The organism is Streptomyces sp. NPDC049627 (assembly GCF_044465645.1).
Taxonomy (GTDB): domain Bacteria; phylum Actinomycetota; class Actinomycetes; order Streptomycetales; family Streptomycetaceae; genus Streptomyces.
Genome location: NZ_JBITLW010000002.1, coordinates 790,546 through 813,599, shown reverse-complemented (window position 1 = coordinate 813,599; position 23,054 = coordinate 790,546). Strand labels below are relative to the sequence as shown.

Here is a 23,054-nt window from a genome sequence, read left to right as displayed (position 1 = left end):
AGTCTTAAAGGTGCCGGTCAAGGGCTGTCGGTAGCTCCCATGACAGCCCGGACATGGGTAACAGCTCGCACGATGGCATCGGCGGCTCGGCCGATTTCCTGCTCCGTGGTGGCGTAGCCCAGCGAAAAGCGAATGGTGGAGTCGGCGTCCTCCCGGCTAAGCCCCATGGCGAGCAGAACATGGCTAGGACTCGGTGCTCCTGCGGAGCAAGCACTGCCGTCGGACGCGGCTACGTCAGGCATCGAGGCGAGGACCGCATCGGCGGGTGCTCCCGGGAAGGTGACACTGGTGACGCCCGGAAGCCGTGAGGTGGCTGCGCCATTGATGTAGCTGCCTGAAATCCGCGTGAGGAGCTCTCCCTCAAGGAGATCGCGCAGCTTGGTAACACGCGGGGCCTCTTCATGAAGCTGTCGGTGTACCGCCTCGGCTGCAGCTCCCAAACCGGCGATCCCTGGAACGTTGAGCGTCCCTGCGCGCCAGCCTCGCTCTTGCCCACCGCCAAAGACCAGTGGGCGCTGAGCAAGCAGAGTGCCGCGCCGAATGAACAATGCACCGACACCCTGCGGGCCACCGAACTTATGGGCGGACAGCGACAGCAGGTCCACCTCGAGAGCGCCCAGGTCGAGAGGTAGCCGGCCAACGTATTGCGTCGCATCCGTGTGAACCAGTGCACCGGCTTCGTGTGCGGCCTCGATCATTGGCGTGAGATCGGTGATCACGCCGGTCTCATTGTTCGCCAGCATGATGGATACAAGGCCAACGCCATGCTGCTCAACTGTTTCCCTGAGCGTGCCAGGATCGGTCCGCCCCTCATTGTCGACAGGTAGGACAAAAAGGGCGCTTGGAGTATCGCGTACGAGCGCTCGAGCAGTTTCCAGTACCGCGGGATGCTCAACAGCCGAGGTGATGATCAAGTCTCGCTGCGCGTAAGCGGCCTGCAGCGCAAGGTTGTTGGCCTCAGTCGCACCCGATGTGAAGATGAGCTCGCCGCGAGAGCAGTTCAGCATGTCGGCTACCTGTTGCCGCGCGTGATCCACCCGAGCCGCGGCCTCTCGCCCGTGGTCATGGATGCTGGAGGCGTTGCCTACGGTCTGCAGCGCGTCGTACGTGGCCTGCAGCGCTTCCGGGCGCATGGGAGTGGTTGCGTTGTAGTCGAGGTACACCGCCTGCGCGGCGTAAGAGCCTGAGTTCATGGAGTGCCCCCGCCTGCCGAGATTGTCTCCTTACGGCGCTCCTGGTTGCTGCTCTCGCAGCTTCCCCATGGTCCACCAGGAGTGCCCTGAGATCCTAACGGACTCGCCCACCCCTTGAGGCAGGCTCGAAGGAACCACGACTTTCAGCCACTCCGACCCAGAACTTCAGGAGCATTCCCGACTGTCACCGCTCAGGGCTACCCTTGATCCGGTGTCGCGAACGCGCACGCCCGCCGGTCCTGAGCCGTCGGCATCCGTCTTCAGTAGCGGCCAACACAGCACGTAGCGTGGCTGCGAACGGAGGGCGAGGCACGATGAACGGAAGACTGGCCACGGCACTTCGTGGAGCTCTTCCGATCTACGAGATCCCAGAGGACGACCTCGTCGGAGAAGTCCTCATTCCAGCAATCAAGGTTTCGGATGACGTTCGGATCGCTGCCGGCTTCTTCAGCTCGCAGTGCCTCGCGCAGATTGCACCGGGCCTAGCGGACTATCTACGCCGGGACAATGGCACCCTGCAGCTCCTGATCAGCCCTTCGGTCGACCCAACCGACCTAGCAGCAATGGAACGCGGAGTCCGAAGCCCTGAACAGGTCATCGAAGCCGCTCTGGAACGTCTGCTTGATGAAGCGGCCCTCTCCGAACATGCTCTTGTTCATCACACCCTCGACTGTCTCTCCTACCTCGTTGCCGCAGGACGCCTAAAGATCCGCTTCGCCCTCATGAAGTCCGGTATGTACCACAAGAAGCAGTGGCTATTCAGGGCCGGCGCGGAGTGGGCTGCCGTGCATGGCTCGGGCAATGCCACGGCACGGGGACTGCTCGTAAACGGCGAGCAGATGACAGTTGACCAACCCTGGCGCGATGGAAACGTCGCCTCCGACCGAGTCAGCAAGCTCCTGGCAGGTTGGGAGAGGCAATGGCACAACGAGAGCCCACACGTGCTGGCCGTAGACCTCAGCGACGGACTCCGGCTGGCAGGGCGCCAACGCGGGACTGCGCAAGCGCCGACGATCGATGACTTCTGGCGGGCATGGCATGCAGATCACGCGCGGGGTCTGGAACCGCCGCTCCCTCCCGGCGTGAGCATCGCTCAGCCAAGACTGCTGTCGATCCCCGCTGACGTTGAGTGGCGGAGTGGCCGCTACGCACACCAAGCAGCAGCAGTCGAAACCTTTTCAGTCAACGGATCTCGGGGAATTCTGGCTATCGCCACTGGTGGAGGAAAGACACAGACATCTCTAATTGCCGCGGTTCAGGAGCAAGATCGGCACAAGGGGCCAATGATCGTCGTTGTGATCGTCCCGAGTGCCCCGCTGGTGCGGCAATGGGCCGACACGGTCAGGCGCTTTGGGGTCGAGCCGTTCCTGCCAAGCGGCAGCTCTGGGCCTAGACGAGAGGCTCGGCTCGAAGAAATCAAGGCGGGGCTTACCACGCAAGGGTCGTACACATCGGTCATCGTGTGCACGCAGAAGCTCTTCACAACGGACGTGTCTTTCCGGGACTTCATCGATACTCTCCCCCCGTCGGTCCTCACAATGATTATCGGCGACGAAGTCCACAATCTCGGCTCAAAGAGCTTTTTGGCGCAGAAGCCTGAGCGCTTCAACGTGCGCTTGGGTCTCTCAGCAACCCCGAGCAGACAGTATGACCCAGAAGGCACCGCAGAGCTCTTTGGCTACTTTGGTCCCGAACTATTCGAGTTCACACTGAAGGATGCCATCCGGGCCGGCTGCCTGAGCCCCTATAACTACCATCTCCATGAAATCCCCCTCTCAGAAGACGAGATGGCAGAGTACGAGAACTTGACTCGCCAGCTACAGCGAAAAGGGTTCCAACAGGCAGACGATGGCAAAGACTCGGATCTGCAGGCACAGATTGAGCATCTCCTTCGTCGTCGGCGGGCTCTTCTTGAACATGCCGAAGCTAAGATCCCGGCTCTCCGTCAGCTCCTGACTCTGCACGGAGTGCGTGATGTGAGCAAGACGCTCATCTATACCTCGGCGAAGCCACCTGTACTTACCCGCGAGCGTCAGATTGATGCCACGAATCGAATGCTCAACGAGTTGCGCATCAGTTTTCACCAGTTCACTCATGCAGAGACTGCTAAGCGCGGATCAGGGAAGTATCTCGAAGCCTTCGGTAGGGGAGAGTACCAGGTTCTCACAGCCATGGAGGTCCTGGATGAAGGCATTGATATTCCGCAGACAGATACTGCCTACCTGCTGGCATCTAGCACCGTGCGCCGCGAATGGGTACAGCGGCGAGGCAGGATTCTTCGGCGTGCGGAAGGCAAGGAGATTGCTAATCTCCATGATTTCTTGGTAGTTCCGCCGACGCTGAGGACGAAAGAAGGACGCGCACTCTTGATCGGTGAACTGACGCGGGCGCGCGAATTCGCGAGTGCAGCCGATAACGAATACGACTCGGATGGGCCCCGGGCCATCATCGACAGGCACGAGCGAACGCTCTGAAACGGGGAGGGAAAGATGACTACGTCGCCGCGGATAGGTCAGGTTGCACACGAGGAAGTCGTCGCGTTCAGCGAACGGTATCCCGGATATCGCGACGATCTCGTTTCGGCTCTCAATGGCCTGGTCCGCCAACAGGCACACACGAGCCCTCGGCAGCGCCAGGAACATCTCCAAAAGGTCATCGAGAAGCTAGGGGCACAGGCAATCAACCTCGGAAGGAACGATGCCTGATGAGGCTGCACCGTATCCACGTGCACAACTTCAAGTTGCTGCAGGATGTCAGAATTGACCTATCGGTGGACCCTCAGCGGCCTCTGACCGCCATCCGAGCCGAGAACGGGTCGGGTAAGACATCCCTGCTTTACGCGGTCCTATGGGGACTCTATGGCGTTAGCGGACTTCGAACAGTTACAGGCGCGCAGAAAATCCGCCTTACCTCTACGGCTAGCCCAGTAGGGGTCCCCGTTCTCGTCGAGGTCAGCCTTGAGTTCGAAGTCGAGGACGATGGTGGACCAGCACGCTACCGACTTCAGAGGACGGTGAACGAGACCCCAACGGAGGGGGACGAAGTCGAGCGTGGCAACGAAGCCCTTCGCCTGAGTCGGCTCACTGAGGCTGGAGGAGAGCCGGTGGCGGTGCCCGATCGATGGATCGCGCAGCGATTGCCCGAACGCCTCGCGGATGTCTTCTTCACGAATGGTGACGACGTTCAGAGGTTCATTAGCGGCCGGCAGCATGCACACGAGCGCCAGGAGAAGGTGCACCTGGCCATCGAGAGTCTTCTTGGCATCGGCATGCTCCGGCGAGCCGTGGAGGACAGCGAAGCTGTATATCAGATCTACGAGAAGCGTGCCGCGAAAGATGCCGGTTCCAAGGTCGAGGCACTGGCAGATCAGAGAGATGCACTGAAGAAGAAAGTCGATGATCTCAACGCCAGGATTGACAAGGTCGCGTCGCGCCAGAAGAACATGGAAGGCACTCAAGCCCAAGCGCGGCGCGAGCTTGAGGCAATCAAGGGAATCGGCGACCTCGAAGCTCTAAATGTCCAGATTAGTGATCTTGAGCGCGATAGTGCAGCACTAGAATCCCGCAAGAATGAATGCCTGCGGGAAATGTCACTGCTCTTGCGCAGTGAGGTTACCTCCTGGTCTTTGATGAGTGAATCCCTCTCTGATGGGCTCGGCCTACTCGACGAACTTGCCGATAGGCGAATTATCCCTAGTCACTCGATCCAGGTGCTTCATGACTGCCTCGGAAGCGGCCAATGCATCTGTGGAGAAGCGCTAGATCCGGAGACACCTCGCCGTAACCACGTGCAGAGTCTCCTCGACGAGCAGCGAGAGAGGAGTGAAGTAAGCGAATATCTCTCCGACGCGAGGTATCGTGCACGCGCCCTTCGCGACATGGGAGACCAGCCAGATAGGTTTCCCGAACGACGGGATGAACTCCTGCGAGAGTACGCAACGATCACTCAAGAGATCGAGCGCAAAGGCGGCTTGCTTAACGCAGCGAAGGAACGTCGGGGTCGGATTGATGACGAAAAGGTCCGCAGACTTCAAGGCGACCTCACCGATCTGGAAGAGAAGATCAAAGAGGCCATCTATGAGCACGGCAATCTAAGCAATCAGCTCGACACAATGCAGCAGGATCTGGCCGTCAAGCAGAAGGCATTGGAGAAGGCACAGCGTGATGCTCAGATCAGTGCAGATATTGCCACAAAACGAGATGTCGCTAATGATCTGAAGACTCTGGTGACTTCCGTTCGACATCGCTTGGAAGGCGAATACGTCGACCGGGTCTCCGCCAGGCTACAGAACATGTTCCACGAAATTATCGGCACGGACAACTCTGCTACGCAGGGTGTCTATACAGGGGTAATGATCACCCCCTCATTTGACATTAAGGTGATGAGCCAGGGAGACACCAGCCTCGACCCTGACTTTGAGGTCAACGGCGCCTCACAGCGTGCACTGACTCTGTCATTCGTGTGGTCTCTCATGGAAGTTGCAGGCGTCGTCGCTCCAAGATTTATCGACACCCCTCTCGGGATGGTGTCTGGCGATACGAAACGCCGCATGGTCGAGGCGATCACCCGCCCACCAGGCCCGTCGGAGACACCTTTCCAAGTTGTCCTCTTGCTCACAAGGTCAGAAATCGCCGGTGTCGAGGACATTCTGGATAAGCGGGCCGGTCAATTCGCGACGCTCTCGTGCAGCCATCACTACCCGCAAGATTTGGCGAACAATTGGCTTGCTGACTCTCCGGTATCACGGACGTGCGCATGCACGCATCGACAGATGTGCGACGTGTGTGCCCGACACAGTGACGGTGAGTACCTTCAGTACCGCGAACAGGGGGTTTCGCAATGACCGTAGCAAGGTACGCTGGCATTGATCTCTACATGCCGGAAGATACTCATCGGATCATTCGCAACTACACCGGGCAAGGGAAGATCTTCAGTCGCCAGATCGATGGATGGTGGCTTGGGCTATGCATCGGCGTCAGGAAACGTGAACGCCTACCGTTTCCGTCAGACTCTCAGCGCGTCAAGTTCATAGACGGATCCATCTTCAACAGTGACCCATGGCGGGTAACTCACCTGGAATTGTTGGCTCTTTCAAAAGAGGGCGCCGATGTTTTGGGTGATCCACGGAGGGTTGTTGGGCTCGCCATGGAATATGCGAATTTTGGACTTGAGTGGCTAGGAAATGAGTGCCTGCTCAAGACTGAGCCGACGTTGTCCGTTCTTAACCGCCTCAACTTGAACGCGCTCGAAGCAGGCTGACGACAACTCCTGCACGACTTTCCCCTCGTTTCAAACGGCGCCTAGGACAAAGGCCCGGATCACACGGGCAGTTCGCCCTTCCTCGGACCTGATGAAGGCGAATTACCAGTATCAGTGGACGAACTGCCGGGTGCCCTGCCAGCAGAGGACGTGTGACTCCTAGGGGCTGCCGAACCTATCAGGGTCCTGAGCCCATCGCCATCGGTTCACGGGGAGAAGGCGTCCCCCACCTTGCTGCGCCGGATCGACGTCCACGTGTCGGGAATAGCCCCCTCCACGTTTCGATTATGCGACTCATGGGTCGCAACGAACGTGGAGGGAGGCACGTGAGCAACCTAAAGGTCTTCAAGGTGAGAGACGGGCAAGCCACCGAAGTATCCGGGGCGTCCGTGGCTGTGGAGCGCGAACTACAAACTCTCATCGAGGCCAATATGGAGGCGATGCTTGGTATCCGTTTTCTGGTGACTGAGTACCGAACCGGTCGTCATCGGGGCCGGGTTGACTCCCTTGGTCTGGACGAGAGCGGGACGCCAGTCATCGTGGAGTACAAGCGCTCTCGCGACCAGAACGTCATCAACCAGGCTCTCTCGTATCTGTCATGGCTCCACGACCATCACCACGAGTTCGAGAGCCTGGTTAGGGAGAAACTCGGCATCAGGGCGGTAGTTGCCCGCGAGAAGAACAGAGGAAGACGAGGTAGCGGCGGCCTGCTCCGGTAAGGAGGTACAGACCGAACGCGACCCCGAGGGAAGGTCGATTTCGAGTCCGTACAAGAGCCAAGACCACAGCGCGTAGACGAACCCGATCGAGGGCCCGAACCAGAGGGCCGGAAGTCCTATTACGAGCCCGATCGCGGGGCCCACCGCGAGCCCGACCGCGAGATCGTCCCGAACCGGATGGCGAGGGTCGGACGGTGCGACGTTGCCCGTCCGCCGCTCCGTGAGCCTGATGGTGAGCCCGATCGCGAGCCCGTACGGGAATCCGAAAAAGAGCCCGATCGTGAGCATGCCTTCGAGCCCGTCTTGGACCCCGTACGTGAAGTCGACCGTGAGCCCGTATGCGCCCCCGATCACAAGCCCCACCACAAGCCCGATGACGACCACGAATACGAGGTGCGCTGCTAGCTGACGGGGGTGAGAACGGCTCCAGAGTCGGTGGAGTTGGACAGTTCTGGGCGTGGGAACGGTCGCACGGCTGGCTGCCCAGACAGCCGCGACGCAGGACAGCGCCAACATGCCGCGTAGCAGCGTTGTTTCGACGCCGGTGTAGTCGGTTGGAACCAGGTGCAAGAGCAGGGTGGTGAATACGAGGGCAACGAGGGTATCGGTGAGGCGAACGAGGCGGGAGCCAGCCATGGGCCACAGTTCATGCAGGGTGATGTCGGCGCCTGCCGCTGCCCTCGCGGGCGTGGCGGTGGCGAGGTGGGTGGCAAGCGCGGCCAGCCAGCGGTGAGTTGCGTCCGGCGGGTAGCGCCCAGGACATGTGGGGTGCTGGTGGGTGGCTGCGGGCAGAAACAGAGCGAGGAGATGGTCGCGGACAGCGGCAGGAGAAGCCAGGGAGAGCAGGTCGGCGGGATTGCGCAGGTAGGCGAAAGTGTCGGGGTGGCGCTCTTCGTAGGCCGTGGCTGCGAGGTTGAGCCGCCAGGGTGTGCCCAGGCCCAGGGCCAGGGGGCCGCCCGAGGCGGCGGTCAGGTTGTCCAGGACAGCGGTCCAGCGAGCCGCGTTCGTGCTGCGGGCAGCGAGATACGCGGTGGCTTGGGCGGGGGTGACAGGGCTGAGCTCGATGCGGGCGGCCTCGCGCATCCGCACATCCAGGGCGGCCAGCTCGGCGTACTGGGTTGTGCGGCAGGTCAAGACGATGGGGGCGTTGCCAGTGGGGTCTTGGTAGGAGTTGAGCTCTTGCAGGGCGCGCAGGGCGCGGCGGCGGCCGACTGGCGTTGTGGCGGTGTCCATCTCGTCCAGACCGTCGAGGACAGGCAGGATGTGGTGCCCCTGGACCAACTGCCGGGCGTCTGCGCGGCTGATGCCGCGGCCGCGGAACCGCTCGTGGACCTGGTCTGTGAGCCAATCAGGGAGGGGGCGGCTGGTGTCCCAGCTCGCCAGGGAGAGGCGGACCGGAACCATGTCGGCCTGGTTACGGTCGGGGTGCGTGAGCAGACCGAGGATGAGTTCGACGGCAAGCAGCGTCTTGCCGGCACCTGGTTCGCCAGTGATCACCAATCGGGCAGGGCGCAGATTCTGGTAATACGAGACGATGTCGATGAGCGAGCCCTGGGCATGGGCGCCACTGGCGTTGTTGGCGGGTTCGGGCCGGTGGGTGAAGGTCAGGTCGATGCGGTGGGCGCCGGGGCCGATTAGTTGAGCTCGCTGCCGGGCCTCGTCGACAGCTACGGCGGCGGCCAGGCTCTTGACCTTGGTGTCGGTGTCTGCCGCAGCCTCGGTACGGTCGGCCCGGTAGGCCGCCCAGGCCAGGTAGGCGCCGGGCAAGCTCGGCGCCAGTGCAACGGCTGTGGCGGCTAGGCGGGCCACACCGAACCGTTTGGACAGCCACAGCGCCAGTGCCGCGGCAGCAGTCTGCAGGATGAAATAGACAACAGCGACCCGGCGTGTGCGTGATGCCCCCATGCGAGGCATCTTCCGGGTTCACGCCTCCGTCGAGTAAGAAATCATCACAATCCGCGCTGAGTCGATCGAAAGCGGGCGGCACGCCTGCACCTGGGGACTGAAGCCGAGCAACTCTGGGTCCATTCAGAGCCCGGGTGGGGAGATTCAAACATCCCCATCAACCAGCTCCTCCGTAAGCCAGCGAGGCCGCGACGCACGCGTACCGCGCCGTCGCCGAACCCATCGACCAGCGCCGCCCCGCGACGTCCGAGACCTCGGCACCCAGGTCTCTAGGCGCAGAGCTCACTGCCAGCGGCGAGCTCTGCCGGGTCTATGCCGAGAAGCCGGTGCAGTTCTGCGGTAACCACTCGGTACGCGTTGCCGAGCTTGAGAACGGTGACCGGGTACTCATTCCTCTTCGCCAGGGCGTAACCCGTGCTGCGCCCGATCGTCAGTGCCTTGTTGGCCGTGTCGAGGTCGACGGCAACGGGCAGAGCGAGCAGCTCTTCGCGGGTCATCCCCCGACCGACCTTTGGTGTCGCCATGATGCATTCCGATCGCCAAGATGTGCGGTGACGGCAGAATGAGTACCATGGATGTTGCAGCCACTCATTTTTGCGACGTAAGTTGTAGCCATGACGAACGCAGACTGGTCGCCGAGCTTCACCGCCCGCGTCGCCGAGCAGATGCGCCAGGCCCGCAAGGCGGCCGGCCTCACCGTGGCAGAGGCCGCAGAAGCGTGTGCGGCGCTGGGTCTGGCGGTCCCCAAGACGACGATCACAAACCTGGAGACCGGACGCCGCAGTTCGATCGACCTGGCGGAGTTTCTCGTACTCGCCGAGGTCTACAAGGTCCCGCCGATCAGTCTGCTGTTCCCCTTGGACGCGGAAGCCTCCGTCGCCGTACTTCCCGACCGGGAGGTCCCGACCTGGGAGGCGGTGGCATGGTTCACCGGCGAGACGCCGCTGACCGAACCCGCGCCTCAAGGGTCCGCCCGGGAGGTACTGGACACGTTCCGCGCCCACAGCGACTCCGTGGCTACGGCCATGGCATCCACCCGCCTGGCGAAGGAGCGACGCCGGAAGGCCAGCATCACGCTCGACTCGGGTCGGCGCGAGACGCTCCTGGAGGCCGCGGCGTCGTACGAGCAACTCGCCTTTGACGACTGCAGAGAACTGCGGGAGTTCCGCCAGGCGATGCGGGAACGCGGGCTGGTTCCGCCCACCCTCCCCGCCGATCTCTCGTTCGTCGACGAACCCAACCCCCAGGACTAGCGTGACCAGCACCACCTCCTCCGGCGGCGCGACCACCCGACGCTGCTCGTGCCGCAACCCGGAGACCGGCAAGAACTACGGCAAGTCGTGCCCCAAGCTCGCCAATCGGCGTCACGGCACCTGGTCTATACGCCATGAGCTGGCCAACCGGACCGACGGCACGCGTCGGGAGTTCCGCCGCAGCGGCTTCGAGACCTCGGCCGAGGCAACCAAGGAACTGAACAAGGTCCGTGCGCTGGTCGCCATACCCGACGAAGACGACGCCGTCGGCCATCTCGTGGTCAGCGACATGCTGGAGACCTGCGCCAAGAACAAGGAGCCTCTGCCGGACTACGACGAGACTCGTCGGCGGCTCGCTGCCGGGCAGGCCCTCAACCCCAGGATGTCGGTGTCCGAGTGGCTCGACCTCTGGTTGGGCGGGAAGAAGCGCCTCCGCGTGAGCGGCCAGAAGCGGTACGAGAGCGACATCCGGGTTCACCTCAAGCCCCATCTCGGGGACGTGCGACTCGACAAGCTCAACGTCCCGCACCTGGACCGGATGTTCGATGCCATCAACGAGGCGAACATCGAGATCCAGGAACAGAACGCCCAGAGGCGTGCGGCTCTCGCCGAGCTCAAGGCCATCCCCTGGAAGGGCGCCGAGAACCGCGCCCGCCGCAAGTGGCTCAAGGCCGCCATCGATCAGATGCCGCCCTTCCGGCGGGTGACCAGCGTCAACACTCAGCACCACATCAGGGCCACGCTTCGCGCCGCCCTCAACACCGCCATAGCGCAGCGGATCATCCCGAACTACAACGCGGCCGAGCACGTCGAGTTGGAGCCGGGCACCAAGCCCAAGGCGCTCGTGTGGACCGAGGAGCGGGTGGCTCACTGGCGGGCTACGGGCGAGAAGCCCAGTCCGGTGATGGTCTGGACTCCGGAACAGACCGGCCAGTTCCTGGACTATGTCGACGGGGACCGTCTGGACGCCATGTGGCGCCTGATCGCGTTCCGCGGCCTGCGTCGAGGCGAGGGATGCAGCCCTCGCTGGATCGACTTCTCGAAGAGGACCCGCTCCCTGGAGATCGCCACCCAGCTCGTCCAGGACGGCTGGGAAGTCCTCGAAGGTCTTCCGAAGACCAACAGCGGCATCCGGTCCGTGGCCCTCGACGAGGAGACGGTGGGCGCCCTGGAACGACGTCGGCTCCTCCAGCAGGAGGAGAAGCGTCGGTGGGGAGACGCGTGGAAGGACACGGGGCGCATCTTCACCGAAGAGGACGGCTCCCTGCTCCACCCGGGCAAGATCTCCGATCTCTTCGAGCGGCTCGTCGCCGAAGCCGGACTGCCGCCCATCCGCCTACACGACCTACGTCACGGCGCCGCCACCCTCATGCTCGCCGCAGGCGTTGACATCAAGGTGGTCTCGGAGACGCTGGGGCACAGCGACAGCCGCATCACACGCGACATCTACCAGTCCGTCCTCGATGACCTCGCGCGGGCGGCGGCGGAGGCGGTCGTGAAGCTCGTGCCGCGCGCGCCGCGCGCGATCCGTTCGGTGATCGAGCAGCGTGCGGCCCGCCCTACCCTCGCTGCCTCTCCCCGCTGTACGTGTAAGTGCACGTGCGGTGCCACTCCGGACGCGGGACTGACGGCGTAACCGAGGCGGCCGACCGTTGGTTCCGGCCCTACGAGTTCCTCAAGTTGATCTGTCCGCACTTCTGTTGGGTACCACCTGCGAACCCATCTGCCGTTAAGGGCTCTTACTGTGACGGGGTGGACGATCTGCAGTGGGAACTTGCACGCATCAAGACGCGCCGAGCTGAACTGCGTTCGGCAGAGTTCACCCTGGCCAAACAGGCCAGGGAGGTTGCAGCACGCGCACTCGCCGCCAACATGCCACCGGAACTTGTGGCCCAGAGGCTCGGGTACAGCGTGACAGTCATCAAAAAGTGGCAAAAAATGCCCATACCGGCAATGGAACCAGCTCCGTCCCATGAGCAGCGATGGACCACCGCAGAGCGAGCACACGACCGGAAACTGGCGCGCAGGCAAGCCCGGATGCGTCGCGCATCGTCGCGCGGCGGAAGGGACGGGTGGAAAAGGCGCTCACCTCTCCGTGAAGACGAGTGGGTTGGCGACTGCAACATGTAACAAAGGTCACATTTATCTGCCGTGATTTTATGTTACGCGCGCACGCGCGCACGCACACGCGCCCGGGCGCAACCAGGAGCTCAAGCCTTGAGCAACTCCCGTACGACGGGGTCGATTTGTCGCTTATGGGAATGCCTAGACTCTGGGAACACCGAGGGCCCCGCCCGACCAGCGCCTCCTACAGCAAATGGTCTTGCGGAGCCCTCGCACGAGTCGCCGTTCATCATCCGATTTGGGAGACCCGAATGCTTCGCAAGCGTAAGCGACCAGTTCCCGAGCTGCCCAGCGCTGTTCCCCGGTGGCGGCAACTGATCACCCGGCGGGAAAAGGTCGCCAAATTTGTCGCGCGGCATGCTGTCGCCGGCTTCCTGACCGGAGCCGGGAGCGCTGTGGGCATGTTGGTGGTGAAGCTATGGCTTCAGTGACTCCTCCACATGCGCTGTTACGCCATACGTCGTTACACCACCTGCTCACGGCGCAAGGCAACAGTTGAGATGTGACAGTCGTGCCGAACCAACTGGGCTGTCGGGTCAAATAGGGGCCTTGTTCGGGAGGCCTCGGACCGGTCGGGGCACGCCTGAAGGGGCCCGATGGCCCTCACGTCGACAGCCCCCGAAACCTACTGACAGCGCGCATCATCAAACCCCCGGGACTGCTCGCCCGCCGTCGCTTCGACCGCGGCGAGCAGTCCCGGAGGCGGGTGTCATGGACAGAACCTTGCCGCTCTCGGCCTCGCCATCTGGTTGTCGGCCACTGGTCGCTGACACGCGAGCTGACCGGAGACGGCGGCCTACATTCCTCGTTCGTGTTCCCGGACATAGGTGTAGCCGCGCGGGAGCTCATGAGGACCGGCAAGGCCGGCTCTCTGATGGTCGTGTCGGTAGGCAGCCCGCGCTTCCGCACTCGCTTCCTTCCCGAGGTGACCGATGCGCATCAGATGTCCTGCAACGCGGTGAGCGCTCGCGCTATGCATGCCGTGTCCGTTCGCAGCTGCAAGATCCTCGCGCTCCGCCACACGCAGTGTGGGGGCGTAGCAGAGCAGTTGAACCGGCTTCTCTCCGCGGCGAGTTGGATAGTGGAGCATCCCTCCTCGGCCGAGGCTGCCTTGCTCCCACGTGAGTATCCCGCGTAACAGGAGCCGCTCGATCGCCCCACGGATCTGCTTCGTTGACGGTCGTTCCGGCACACCGCGCTCGATGGTGTTCCGGATCAACGCCTGGTGCGGAAGGAGCGCGCGGCCCTGCTCATCGAGGTATCCAAGCTCACGGAGCGTAATCAAGACCAGCTCCTCGACCCCATCCACTCGCGCGCCGAAGGCAGCGAGGTCGCGGGTCATGATCCGCGGATCGTAGGCGTAACGCACCACGGTGCCAGCGACGACCACGGGCCTACCCAGCGAGGTGTAGGCGAACCGGAGCTTCTTCCACCGGTCCCAGCGCGCCGAGACCCGCGTCCCGGGAAGGACGGCGGATTGCCACGAGATGCCTGTAAGGAGTGACTGCTTGCTGTGACGCTGGAGTTTGGCTCTCTGCTGCTCGGCAAGGGCTCTGCTGTGGTGACGGGCAACATGCACGAAAGTAATGTCGAGTGATGCCTGCGAGGCTCTGCGGGCCATCTCGGCCGGAACGGGGCACGTACCGTTCAGCAGGTGCTCTGCCCGCACGTGAAACTTCCATTGCAAGGTCAGGCCGGTGTCCACAACCGAGTAGGGCAGCCCGCCATCGGGTTCTTCAACCCTGATCCGGGTGACCTCCTCTACGCCAGAAGCCAGCGGCTCGACTTCCCGCACTGCCGACGATGGCGCGGAACCGAGCGATGACTGGTCGGGCCCCCCAAGTGAGATGTCGTCATATGACTGGAGCTCCGCCACCGAACGCCCGTAACAGCCATTGCAGAGCAGGGCGTTGCCCTGTACCGCAACGAGGCTTGCTGTCTTCGCCTTGCCACACCGCGAACAGGTGAAGGGCGCAGCCGCTCCCAACCGGACCAGCTGCAGATCACCCCGAAGTGGATATCTCTTCGTGATCTTCTCGCCGAGAAGCGTCCCACCGACGTTCATGACAACCGCCCCCCGGATGCCCTGCCGTTCGCCCCCCTTCCCAGCTACGACATCGCCCCGGGCGGAGTGCGAGTCAGATCCCGGGAATGCCGTTCCATAAAGGAAAGAGAGGATCAGCGTAGGTGGACCGCCAGAGCCGAGCAAGCGATCTCCCCCAAGTCGCCCGCACCGCCCTGTGATCACGCCTACGGTGATCTCTCATGCTGACCGATGAGCGATTCGCCGCTGTTTGCACCGAGACCAGGTGGCACGTGAGGCGTCCTCTGGACCTGATCTTCATCCACTCGGAACGGGACGTTAGTGGCCGGCAGCCGCGCGCCACCCTCAACCCGTTCACAGTCCTCGCCGCAGCGGCTGCCTGGGAACGGTTCCTCAGCGATCTCGTTGGCGCAGTGAAGTATCCGGACGACGTCTGGGGCACGAAAGGGAAGAGCGGACTCGGACGGTTCCAGATCGCGAAGAAAAAGAGGGGCGACGGTAAGGGGTGGATCTCACTCCCCTGGGAACCTGTGCACCTGGACTCCTACCTCCGTCAGCAAGGAGTTCTTAGCCAGGACCTGTCCGACGGATGGTCCGCATGGTTGTCCAACTCTTGGATCGGCGCCACGCCGAAGGGATGGTCGTTCGAGGAGTACGCGACGAATCCCGACGCCTTTCACGTGATCCTCAAGGAAGCCCAGCGGATCCGGAACGGCGCTGCCCACTACGCACTCCCTCAGGATCCTGATGATGCCGTCGAAACCAGCTATACGTGGTTCAACAACGCTGAGTCCGTCACTATCCAGAGTGGCCACGCAAGAGGCATCACCGCGGTCTTCCTACAGCTCATTGACGCGAGCATCGTGACCATCGCCCGTTCTAACGGCTGGCCTCCAAGTCGCTTCCGGCTGCCGGCCACATGGTTCGAAGCAGTGATACCCGACAGTGACAGCCGTTACGGGGGTAGCCAGTTCTGGGGTGGCACCAAGCTGCATCGCGTCAGCTGAATGCATCCGCGTCCACGCAGACTCTCTACCCGTCAACCTGTTCACGGAGATCGCGGGCCAATGCAGCGTGATGGCGCATAACCGGGACCGTCCCGGCATCCACCGCGTGCTGACCATGGTCATCGCCACAGGGACAGATGCTCCATCCGCTCGTCTCGACTTGGTCAGCCACGGCGCCGACCAGCTCAGCCAGTTCGTCCAGCACGCCCGCGGAGATCTCTACCGCCCCGTCGGCGTGGTTCTCTACGAGGGCCGCGCCAATCTCGGTAGCGAGATCCAGGAGGTGAGCTGCAGCCGCCCCGTCGTCGTTGAGGCCCGCGTATTTGCCGGCCTGCGAGGCGGCCATGACCAAGTGGCCGAGCGACTCGACGGGGGCACTGACGGTGCGGTCCTCGATCCGGACCGGCCGCATGGCATGCGGGCTGGAGACGCCTTGGTCCTCTTCTCTCGCCGCTTTCATGATGATCTCCGCGACGGCTTCTGGGGTCACCAGATGGACGGCTTCTTCCTGGTCCATGCCGATCCGCTGAGCCATGACTTCTACGAGGTGCGCCGCGACGCCGCGCACCGACGTCGCCTCGACCTCGACTCCGTGGGTCAGCAGTACAGCGCCCGCCTGCGCCACCAGGGTCTTGAACGGGAGAGTGTCCAATGGATCCGCCACGGACCCAGCCTAGAAGTGCCGGTTGGAGCGTTTCCACAAAACCGTCCTGCTCGCCAAGAAGCCTCGCTGGGCGCTTCGACGGCGCTGCCGCACTTTCCCTCGCGCAGCCGCATGCACAAGCTCTGCGCCCATGCGCTCCCCTCGCGCACCCCTTGGATTCGGTGGCACGGACCGACTGGGCAAGTGAGGCGACACCGACGCCCGAGAACAGGAAAAACCCCAGGTCAGGTGCGTCTGACCCGGGGTTTAGGAAGAGCCGCCTTCGGGATTCGAACCCGAGACCTACGCATTACGAGTGCGTTGCTCTGGCCATCTGAGCTAAGGCGGCGCGCCGTCCGCACTATGGTGCGGTCAGCAACGTCGGTAAGTCTACACAGTTTCTGGAGTGCTCCGTACCAGCCCCTCCGGGGCCCCGGAGAGCAAGCGCAGGGCCCCGGAATCGCGTCCTCCGGGGCCGGCCGGGGCCGTCGGGGGCGGCTGTCAGCAGCGTTTGTCCCGGGTGGGTGGCGTCCCGCGGAGGAGATAGGCGTTGATCGTCCGGTCGACGCACGCGCTGCCCCGCCCGTACGCGGTGTGCCCGTCGCCCTCGTAGGTGAGCAGGCGGGCCGAGGAGAGCTGGCGGGAGAGGGCCTGGGCCCAGCGGTACGGGGTCGCGGGGTCGCGGGTGGTGCCCACGACGACGATCGGGGCCGCGCCCTTCGCCTCGATGCGCTGCGGTTCGCCGGTCGGGGCCACCGGCCAGTACGCGCAGTTCAGGGTGGCCCAGGCGAGGCCCTCGCCGAAGACGGGGGACGCCTTTTCGAAGGCGGGGAGGGATCGGCGCACCTCGTCGGGGGTGGAGAAGGCCGCCGGGAGGTCCAGGCAGTTCACGGCCGCGTTGGCGAACATCAGGTTCGTGTAGCGGCCGTCGGCGTCACGCTCGTAGTAGCTGTCGGAGAGAACGAGCAGGCCGGCGCCGTCGTCCTCCTGCATCGCCGCGGACAGGGCGTCGCGCAGTTGCGCCCAGGCTCCCTCGTCGTACATCGCCGCGATCACGCCGGTGGTGGCGAGGGATTCGCCGAGCATCCGGCCGTCCGGGTCGCCGGTCGGGATCGGCTTCGCGTCGAGCTTCGCGAAGAAGGACTTGAGGTTCCTGCCCACATCGGCGGCCTTCCTGCCCAGCGGGCAGTCCCGGTGCCGCACACAGTCCCGGGCGAAGGCCTGGAACGCCGTCTCGAATCCCGCCGTCTGGTCGAGGTTCATGCGGCGGGCGGGAAGGGAGGGGTCCATCGCGCCGTCCAGGACGAGCCTGCCCACCCGGTCCGGGAAGAGTCCGGCATACGTCGCCCCGAGGAAGGTGCCGTACGACGCGCCCACGTACGTCAGCCTCCGGTCCCCCAGCGCTGCCCGCACGATGTCCATGTCCCGGGCCGTCTCGGTGGTCGAGAGGTGGCGCAGTACGCCGGCCGCGTCCGCTCCGCACCCCTCCGCGAACTTCTTGTACGCGCCGACGAGCTCCTCGGTCTCCTTCTCGTCGTCGGGCGTGAAGTCGGTCTGCGTGTACCTGTCCATCGCCCGCCCGTCGAGGCATTCGACAGGCTCACTGCGGGCGACTCCGCGCGGGTCGACCGCCACCATGTCGTAACGGGCGCGCACCTCGGCCGGGTAGCCGATCCCCGCGTACTGCTGGAGGTAGCCGACCGCCGAGCCGCCCGGTCCGCCCGGGTTCACGAGCAGCGACCCGAGCCGCTCGCCCGGCTCCGTCGCCTTCTTGCGGGCCACGGCGAGCCGGATGCTCCCGGCGTCCGGCTTCGCGTAGTCGAGCGGCGCCCTGATCGTGCTGCACTGGAAGCCCGGTGTCCCACAGCTGCGCCAGGTCAGCTTCTGCCCGTAGTACGGCGCGAGCGCGGCCGGCGTCGAGCGCGGCAGCGGCGCGAGCGCGGCCAGGGCCGCCTCGGCCGCCGGGTTCCCCGAGTTCGTCGAGCCACCGGAGGTGCAGGCGGAGACGATCATCGATGCGGCGGCGAGAAAGGCGCCGACCGTGCGGGTTCGCCGGGGGCTGGAGCGGCGGGTGCGTTGGCGGCCGGGCCCGGTCGGGCTCGGGTCGGGGTTGACTGAAGAGCTGCGCCTGGTGTGCATTCACCGAGCGTAACTCTGTGCAGTGGCTTGGATGCCGTGCGTGCCCATCACGGCTCGTACGGGTTACATGGTCAATCTCCTGTTGATCAGTGCCGGTGGGGTGGAGGTGAGGGCAGATGCGGGATACGTCTCAGCCCGCTCTGAGTGCCATGGTCATCGCCTCCACCGCCAGCAGTGGCGCCACATTGCGGTCGAGGGCGTCGCGGCAGGCGGCGATCGCCTCGATACGGCGGAGCGTGGACTCGGGGGCGCTGTCCCGGGCCAGGCGCTCCAGGGCGTCCTCGGCATCGGTGTTGGCGAGGGCGACGCGGGAGCCGAGCTGGAGGGCGAGGACGTCGCGGTAGAAGGCGGTGAGGTCGGTCAGAGCGAGGTCGAGGCTGTCCCGCTGGGTTCTCGTACGGCGCCGCTTCTGCTTGTCCTCCAGTTCCTTCATCACTCCCGCCGTGCCGCGCGGCATCCTGCCCCCCTGGGCCGCGCCCAAGGCGGCCTTCAGCTCCTCGGTCTCCTTGGCGTCGACCTCCTCAGCGAGCTGTTTGGCGTCCTCGGCGGCGGCGTCCACGAGTTCCTGGGCGGCCTTGAGGCAACCGCCGATCTCACCGAGGCGCAGGGGCAGCTTCAGGACAGCGGCCCGGCGCTCGCGCGCGGCCGCGTCGGTGGCCAGGCGGCGGGCCCGGTCGACGTGTCCCTGCGTGGCGCGGGCCGCCGCGGCGGCGACCTCGGGCTCGATGCCCTCGCGCCGTACGAGCATGTCGGCGACGGCGTCGACCGAGGGCGTGCTCAGGTTCAGGTGACGGCAGCGGGAGCGGATGGTGGGCAGGACGTCCTCGATGGAGGGGGCGCAGAGCAGCCAGACCGTACGAGGAGCGGGCTCCTCCACGGCCTTCAGAACGGCGTTGGCGGACTTTTCGTTCAGCCGCTCGGCGTCCTCGACGAGGATGATCTGCCAGCGGCCGTTCGCCGGTGAGGTGAACGACTTGCGGACGGTGTCCCGCATGTCGTCGGCGAGGATCTGGGTGCCGACGGCGGCGACGGTGGTGACGTCGGCATGCGTGCCCACGAGCGCCGTATGGCATCCGTCGCAGAAACCGCAGCCGGGGGACCCGCCGAGGGCGCGGTCGGGGCTGACGCACTGCAGCGCCGCCGCGAAGGCCCGCGCCGCCTGATTCCGCCCGGCCCCGGGCGGCCCCGTGAACAACCAGGCGTGCGTCATCTTGGACGCCTCGGGGAGCGGCGCGTCGGCAGCGGCGGCGGTGACGAGGGCGTCGGCGTCCCGAGCGGCAGCGTCCAGCTGCTCACTCACCTTCGCCTGCCCGACCAGGTCGTCCCATACCGTCATGGGTCACGCCGCCCTTCCGTCACATCTCGCGTCGCGGATTCCATTGTGGGGGGCGGCACTGACAATCGGGGCGCGTCATCCGTAGCTGCGGGCAGCCTCAGCCGCGCCGGCCCCGCCCCCGGCCCCCCTCGTCGTCGTACTCGTCCTCATGCGGCCCCAGCAACTCGTCCGCCAGCGTCGGCAGATCATCCAGGGGCGTCTCCTCGGCCCAGTCGGACCGCGCCCTTCGCCGGGGCGCCCCCGCCTCGTCGACCTGAGGCAGCTCACGCGTGCGTTCCTCGTCCCGGAAGAACCCGGGCGGAACCCGATCCGAAGGCCCCTCCGCCGACACCGGAGGCAGCACCGCCGTCTCGTCCGCGGCACCCGGAGGAACCGGCGGCAGCACAGCCGTCTCATCGGCGGCACCCGGCACCACCGGCGGCAGCACCGCCGTCTCGTCCGCCGCCCCCGGCGGCACCGGCGGCTGCGGCAGCTTCGTCGTCACCTCGGAGTCGGACTCCCCGGCTGCGCGGCCGCCGGAAGGCCGCTCACCGCCGCGCTCGTCATCGCGCACCGGCCGCAACACGGTCGTCTCGTCCGACGCCCCGCCCGGCGCCTTCCCCGGCGTCACCACCGGCGTAGGAACCGTCGCCGCGTCCCCCGAGGCAGCCCCGGTCCCGGGTCCCGCCGCCTTCGGCCCCGCCTCCGCGGCGGCCGCCGCCTGTTCCGCGAGCCGACGTGCCTCCTCGGCCCGCAGCAGGGCCTCCTCCGCCTTGCGCTGCTTCTCCAGGCGGAGCGCCTCCGCCTCGGCCCGCAGTCGCGCCTCTTCCTCGGCCTGCTTGCGGCGCCGCTCCTCCTCGGCCTTGCGGCGCGCCTCTTCCTCGGCGCGCGCCTTCTCCTCCGCGAGGAGGCGCTGGCGCTCCTCCTCGGCCCGGCGACGCGCTTCCTCGGCCCGCTGCCGGGCCTCCTCCGCCTGGCGTTCGGCCTCGCGTCGCTGCGCCTCCTCCAGCTCGCGCCGCTTGCGCTCCTCCTCCTCGGCACGCAGCCGGGCGAGCTGCTCCTGGCGCTCGCGCTCCAGGCGCTCCTCCTCGGCCTTGCGGGCGGCCTCTTCCTCGGCCTTGCGGCGGGCCTCCTCCTCGGCCTTGCGGCGCGCTTCCTCCTGCGCCTGGATCTCCGCCTCGGACAGCGGCAGCATCTGGTCGAGCCGGTGCCGGATGACCGTCGTCACCGCCTCGGGCTCCTGGCCGGCGTCCACCACCAGGTACCGGCCGGGGTCGGCCGCGGCCAGCGTCAGGAAGCCGGACCGCACGCGCTCGTGGAACTCGGCCGGCTCCGACTCCAGCCGGTCCGGCGCCTCGGTGAACCGCTCGCGCGCGACCTCTGGCGAGACATCCAGCAGGACCGTCAGATGCGGGGCGAGGCCGTGGGTCGCCCAGCGGTTGATGCGGGCGATCTCCGTCGGGGAGAGGTCACGGCCGGCGCCCTGGTAGGCGACCGAGGAGTCGATGTAGCGGTCCGAGATCACGACCGCACCCCGCTCCAGCGCGGGCCGGACCACCGTGTCGACGTGCTCCGCGCGGTCCGCCGCGTACAGCAGCGCCTCGGCCCGGTGTGACAGACCCGCGCTCGACACGTCCAGCAGGATCGACCGCAGCCGCTTGCCGACCGGCGTCGCCCCCGGCTCGCGCGTGACGACGACCTCGTGCCCCTTGCCCCGGATCCACTCGGCGAGCGCCTCGGCCTGGGTGGACTTCCCGGCGCCGTCGCCGCCCTCCAGGGCGATGAAGAAACCGGACGTCGCGGGCACCTGCTCCGGGTCGTCCCCGCCGAGCACGGCGTCCCGCAGGTCCTGCCGCAGCGGCACGCCGGAGCGGTCGTCGACCTTGGCCAGCACCAGCGCGGCCACCGGCAGCAGCAGCGCCCCGACCAGCATCAGCGTGAACGCCGCACCGCCGTGCGCGAAGACGAACTTCCCGCTCTCCAGCCGGTGCGGCCCGATGAGCGCGGCCACCAGCGGCGCGATCACCGCACCGAGCGCCACACAGACCCGTACGACCGCGTGCAGATGCTCCGTCGTGCGCGGCCGCCGGAATTCCTCGGCCTCCTGGTCGAGCAGGGTGTGCCCCGTGTTCGCGGCCATGCCGGCGCCGATCCCGGCCAGCGCGATGATCAGCAGCACGGTGGTGACGTCGGGGACGAGTCCCGCGGCCAGCAGCGCGATACCGGTGAGGGCGATGACCAGCGCCAGCAGCCGGCGCCGCGACAGGGCGGGCAGCACGGAGGGCGCCGTACGGATGCCGACGACCACGCCGCCGGTCAGCGCCAGCACCAGCAGGCCGTACAGCACCGGTCCGCCGCCGAGGTCCTTGGCGTGCAGCACGGCCACGGCGACCGCGGCGGACACCGCCCCGGCGACCGCGGAGCAGGCGAGGACCAGCAGCGGCATCGCGCCGGTACGGCCCTTGTCGACGCCCGAGCCGGTCTTGGGCCGGCGCAGCCCCTCGAGCGGCGACCGCGCGCGCGGGGTGCGCGTGTCGGGCAGCTCCAGGAAGGTCAGCACGGACAGGGACGCGGCGAACAGGCCGGCCGCGACATACGACCCGAGGGCCGCCTGGTGCTGCTCGAACCAGTCGAGTCCGGCACCGAGCAGGTTGTTGAGCAGGGCGGCGACGACGAGTGCGGCGGCGGCCAGCGGAATCGCCACGAAGCCCGTGCGCAGCGACAGGCGGCGCAAGGCGTCCATGTGGTCCGGCAGCGGTCGCACCGTCGCGCCCTCCGGCGGCGGGGGCGGCAGCAGCGCGGGCGCCGCGCTCTCCCGGCACACCGTCCAGAAACGCTCGGCGACGCCGGTCACGAAGACGGTGACCAGGAGGACGGCCAGCGCGTTGTCCGGCGTCCAGTCGATCCACAGGGGCGCGACGATCAGCAGGGCGGCCCGCAGGCCGTCCGCGCCGACCATGGTCCAGCGCCGGTCGAGCGGGCCCTCCTGGGAGGTGAGCGAGGTCAGCGGGCCGAGGAGTACGGCGCCGAAGAGCAGGGTCGCCAGGATGCGCACGCCGAAGACGGTCGCCACTGCGAACGCCACGCCCCGGTACCCACCGCCGAACGACCCTTCGGCGATCGCCGCCTGAAGGGCCAGCAGAACCAGCACCAGGAGCGCGAGAATGTCGCCGACACCGCCCACCAACTGCGCGCTCCACAGCCGCTTGAGCTGCGGTCGGCGCAGCAGGGCGCGGACGGCGCGCTCGCGGGAGTCCGCGACCAGGGCGTCGTCGGGGGCGGGGCTGGAGGCCGTTTGCTGCTCGGCTCGGGTCATGCTTTCAGCCTATCGGGACACACTGACAGCCCGGCGCGCCGCCCGAACGTACGCCCGCCCCGACACCAAACTGATGCCGAGGCGTTCGTTTTGCGAAGCGGAGGTGAAGAAGCCGGGCCGTCAACCGGCCGCCGCGA

General features: G+C 65.9%; 14 protein-coding genes and 1 tRNA gene. 6 read left to right on the top strand and 9 right to left on the bottom strand.

What is annotated here, in order from left to right; genetic code table 11:
• Positions 1-17: 17 nt before the first annotated feature.
• Positions 18-1,193: a cysteine desulfurase family protein gene (locus ACIBU0_RS08665; protein ID WP_398813654.1), complete on the bottom strand. Its 1,176-nt coding sequence runs from the start codon at positions 1,191-1,193 to the stop codon at positions 18-20.
• Positions 1,194-1,507: 314 nt separating this feature from the next.
• On the opposite strand from ACIBU0_RS08665, the gene ACIBU0_RS08660 reads away from it, so the two are divergent.
• The 3 genes from ACIBU0_RS08660 (at position 1,508) to ACIBU0_RS08650 (ending at position 6,452) form a co-directional block, all read left to right on the top strand.
• A complete protein-coding gene (locus tag ACIBU0_RS08660; protein WP_398813652.1) occupies positions 1,508-3,667 on the top strand; it encodes a DEAD/DEAH box helicase family protein in 2,160 nt (719 codons plus the stop codon).
• A 230-nt stretch (positions 3,668-3,897) separates the two neighbouring features.
• Positions 3,898-6,036, top strand: a complete 2,139-nt coding sequence (locus ACIBU0_RS08655) for an AAA family ATPase (protein WP_398813649.1) — start codon at positions 3,898-3,900, stop codon at positions 6,034-6,036.
• Positions 6,033-6,452 (top strand): hypothetical protein, encoded by a 420-nt coding sequence (locus ACIBU0_RS08650; protein WP_398813646.1) that lies wholly within the window; start codon positions 6,033-6,035, stop codon positions 6,450-6,452. The genes ACIBU0_RS08655 and ACIBU0_RS08650 overlap by 4 nt, the downstream gene beginning before the upstream one ends.
• A gap of 596 nt (positions 6,453-7,048) precedes the next feature.
• On the opposite strand, the gene ACIBU0_RS08645 is transcribed toward ACIBU0_RS08650, so the two are convergent.
• Both ACIBU0_RS08645 and ACIBU0_RS08640 read right to left on the bottom strand, forming a co-directional pair.
• Positions 7,049-9,076, bottom strand: coding sequence for an NACHT domain-containing protein (locus tag ACIBU0_RS08645; RefSeq protein WP_398813644.1), 2,028 nt, complete (start codon positions 9,074-9,076; stop codon positions 7,049-7,051).
• A gap of 269 nt (positions 9,077-9,345) precedes the next feature.
• Positions 9,346-9,573 (bottom strand): integrase, encoded by a 228-nt coding sequence (locus ACIBU0_RS08640; RefSeq protein ID WP_398813641.1) that lies wholly within the window; start codon positions 9,571-9,573, stop codon positions 9,346-9,348.
• Positions 9,574-9,690: 117 nt separating this feature from the next.
• On the opposite strand from ACIBU0_RS08640, the gene ACIBU0_RS08635 reads away from it, so the two are divergent.
• Positions 9,691-10,329, top strand: a complete 639-nt coding sequence (locus ACIBU0_RS08635) for a helix-turn-helix domain-containing protein (RefSeq protein WP_398813638.1) — start codon at positions 9,691-9,693, stop codon at positions 10,327-10,329.
• A gap of 1 nt (position 10,330) precedes the next feature.
• Entirely contained in the window at positions 10,331-11,965 is a 1,635-nt protein-coding gene (locus ACIBU0_RS08630; protein ID WP_398813635.1) for a tyrosine-type recombinase/integrase, read from the top strand.
• Between the two features lie 1,284 nt (positions 11,966-13,249).
• Here ACIBU0_RS08630 and ACIBU0_RS08625 read toward each other — a convergent pair.
• Positions 13,250-14,518 (bottom strand): hypothetical protein, encoded by a 1,269-nt coding sequence (locus ACIBU0_RS08625; protein WP_398813633.1) that lies wholly within the window; start codon positions 14,516-14,518, stop codon positions 13,250-13,252.
• Positions 14,519-14,718: 200 nt separating this feature from the next.
• Here ACIBU0_RS08625 and ACIBU0_RS08620 point away from each other — a divergent pair, with 200 nt between their 5' ends.
• Complete coding sequence (locus tag ACIBU0_RS08620) at positions 14,719-15,504, top strand: hypothetical protein (RefSeq protein ID WP_398813630.1); 786 nt, start codon at positions 14,719-14,721, stop codon at positions 15,502-15,504.
• 25 nt (positions 15,505-15,529) lie between these two features.
• Here ACIBU0_RS08620 and ACIBU0_RS08615 read toward each other — a convergent pair whose 3' ends face one another.
• From ACIBU0_RS08615 to tmk, 5 genes are all read right to left on the bottom strand, one after another.
• Complete coding sequence (locus tag ACIBU0_RS08615; RefSeq protein WP_398813627.1) at positions 15,530-16,168, bottom strand: hypothetical protein; 639 nt, start codon at positions 16,166-16,168, stop codon at positions 15,530-15,532.
• A gap of 254 nt (positions 16,169-16,422) precedes the next feature.
• A tRNA-Thr gene (locus ACIBU0_RS08610) sits at positions 16,423-16,496 on the bottom strand.
• Between the two features lie 152 nt (positions 16,497-16,648).
• On the bottom strand, positions 16,649-18,286 hold the full coding sequence (locus ACIBU0_RS08605) for an alpha/beta hydrolase (protein ID WP_398813625.1): 1,638 nt from the start codon (positions 18,284-18,286) through the stop codon (positions 16,649-16,651).
• A 130-nt stretch (positions 18,287-18,416) separates the two neighbouring features.
• Positions 18,417-19,622 (bottom strand): DNA polymerase III subunit delta', encoded by a 1,206-nt coding sequence (locus tag ACIBU0_RS08600; RefSeq protein ID WP_398813622.1) that lies wholly within the window; start codon positions 19,620-19,622, stop codon positions 18,417-18,419.
• Positions 19,623-19,719: 97 nt separating this feature from the next.
• On the bottom strand, positions 19,720-22,917 hold the full coding sequence (tmk, locus tag ACIBU0_RS08595; protein ID WP_398813619.1) for a dTMP kinase: 3,198 nt from the start codon (positions 22,915-22,917) through the stop codon (positions 19,720-19,722).
• Between the last annotated feature and the right edge of the window lie 137 nt (positions 22,918-23,054).

Coding starts and splice junctions, on each gene's coding strand:
- ACIBU0_RS08665 (WP_398813654.1), bottom strand. CDS start 1,193: ATGAACTCAGGCTCTTACGCCGCGCAGGCGGTGTACCTCGACTACAAC.
- ACIBU0_RS08660 (WP_398813652.1), top strand. CDS start 1,508: ATGAACGGAAGACTGGCCACGGCACTTCGTGGAGCTCTTCCGATCTAC.
- ACIBU0_RS08655 (WP_398813649.1), top strand. CDS start 3,898: ATGAGGCTGCACCGTATCCACGTGCACAACTTCAAGTTGCTGCAGGAT.
- ACIBU0_RS08650 (WP_398813646.1), top strand. CDS start 6,033: ATGACCGTAGCAAGGTACGCTGGCATTGATCTCTACATGCCGGAAGAT.
- ACIBU0_RS08645 (WP_398813644.1), bottom strand. CDS start 9,076: ATGGGGGCATCACGCACACGCCGGGTCGCTGTTGTCTATTTCATCCTG.
- ACIBU0_RS08640 (WP_398813641.1), bottom strand. CDS start 9,573: ATGACCCGCGAAGAGCTGCTCGCTCTGCCCGTTGCCGTCGACCTCGAC.
- ACIBU0_RS08635 (WP_398813638.1), top strand. CDS start 9,691: ATGACGAACGCAGACTGGTCGCCGAGCTTCACCGCCCGCGTCGCCGAG.
- ACIBU0_RS08625 (WP_398813633.1), bottom strand. CDS start 14,518: ATGAACGTCGGTGGGACGCTTCTCGGCGAGAAGATCACGAAGAGATAT.
- ACIBU0_RS08620 (WP_398813630.1), top strand. CDS start 14,719: ATGCTGACCGATGAGCGATTCGCCGCTGTTTGCACCGAGACCAGGTGG.
- ACIBU0_RS08605 (WP_398813625.1), bottom strand. CDS start 18,286: ATGCACACCAGGCGCAGCTCTTCAGTCAACCCCGACCCGAGCCCGACC.
- ACIBU0_RS08600 (WP_398813622.1), bottom strand. CDS start 19,622: ATGACGGTATGGGACGACCTGGTCGGGCAGGCGAAGGTGAGTGAGCAG.
- tmk (WP_398813619.1), bottom strand. CDS start 22,917: ATGACCCGAGCCGAGCAGCAAACGGCCTCCAGCCCCGCCCCCGACGAC.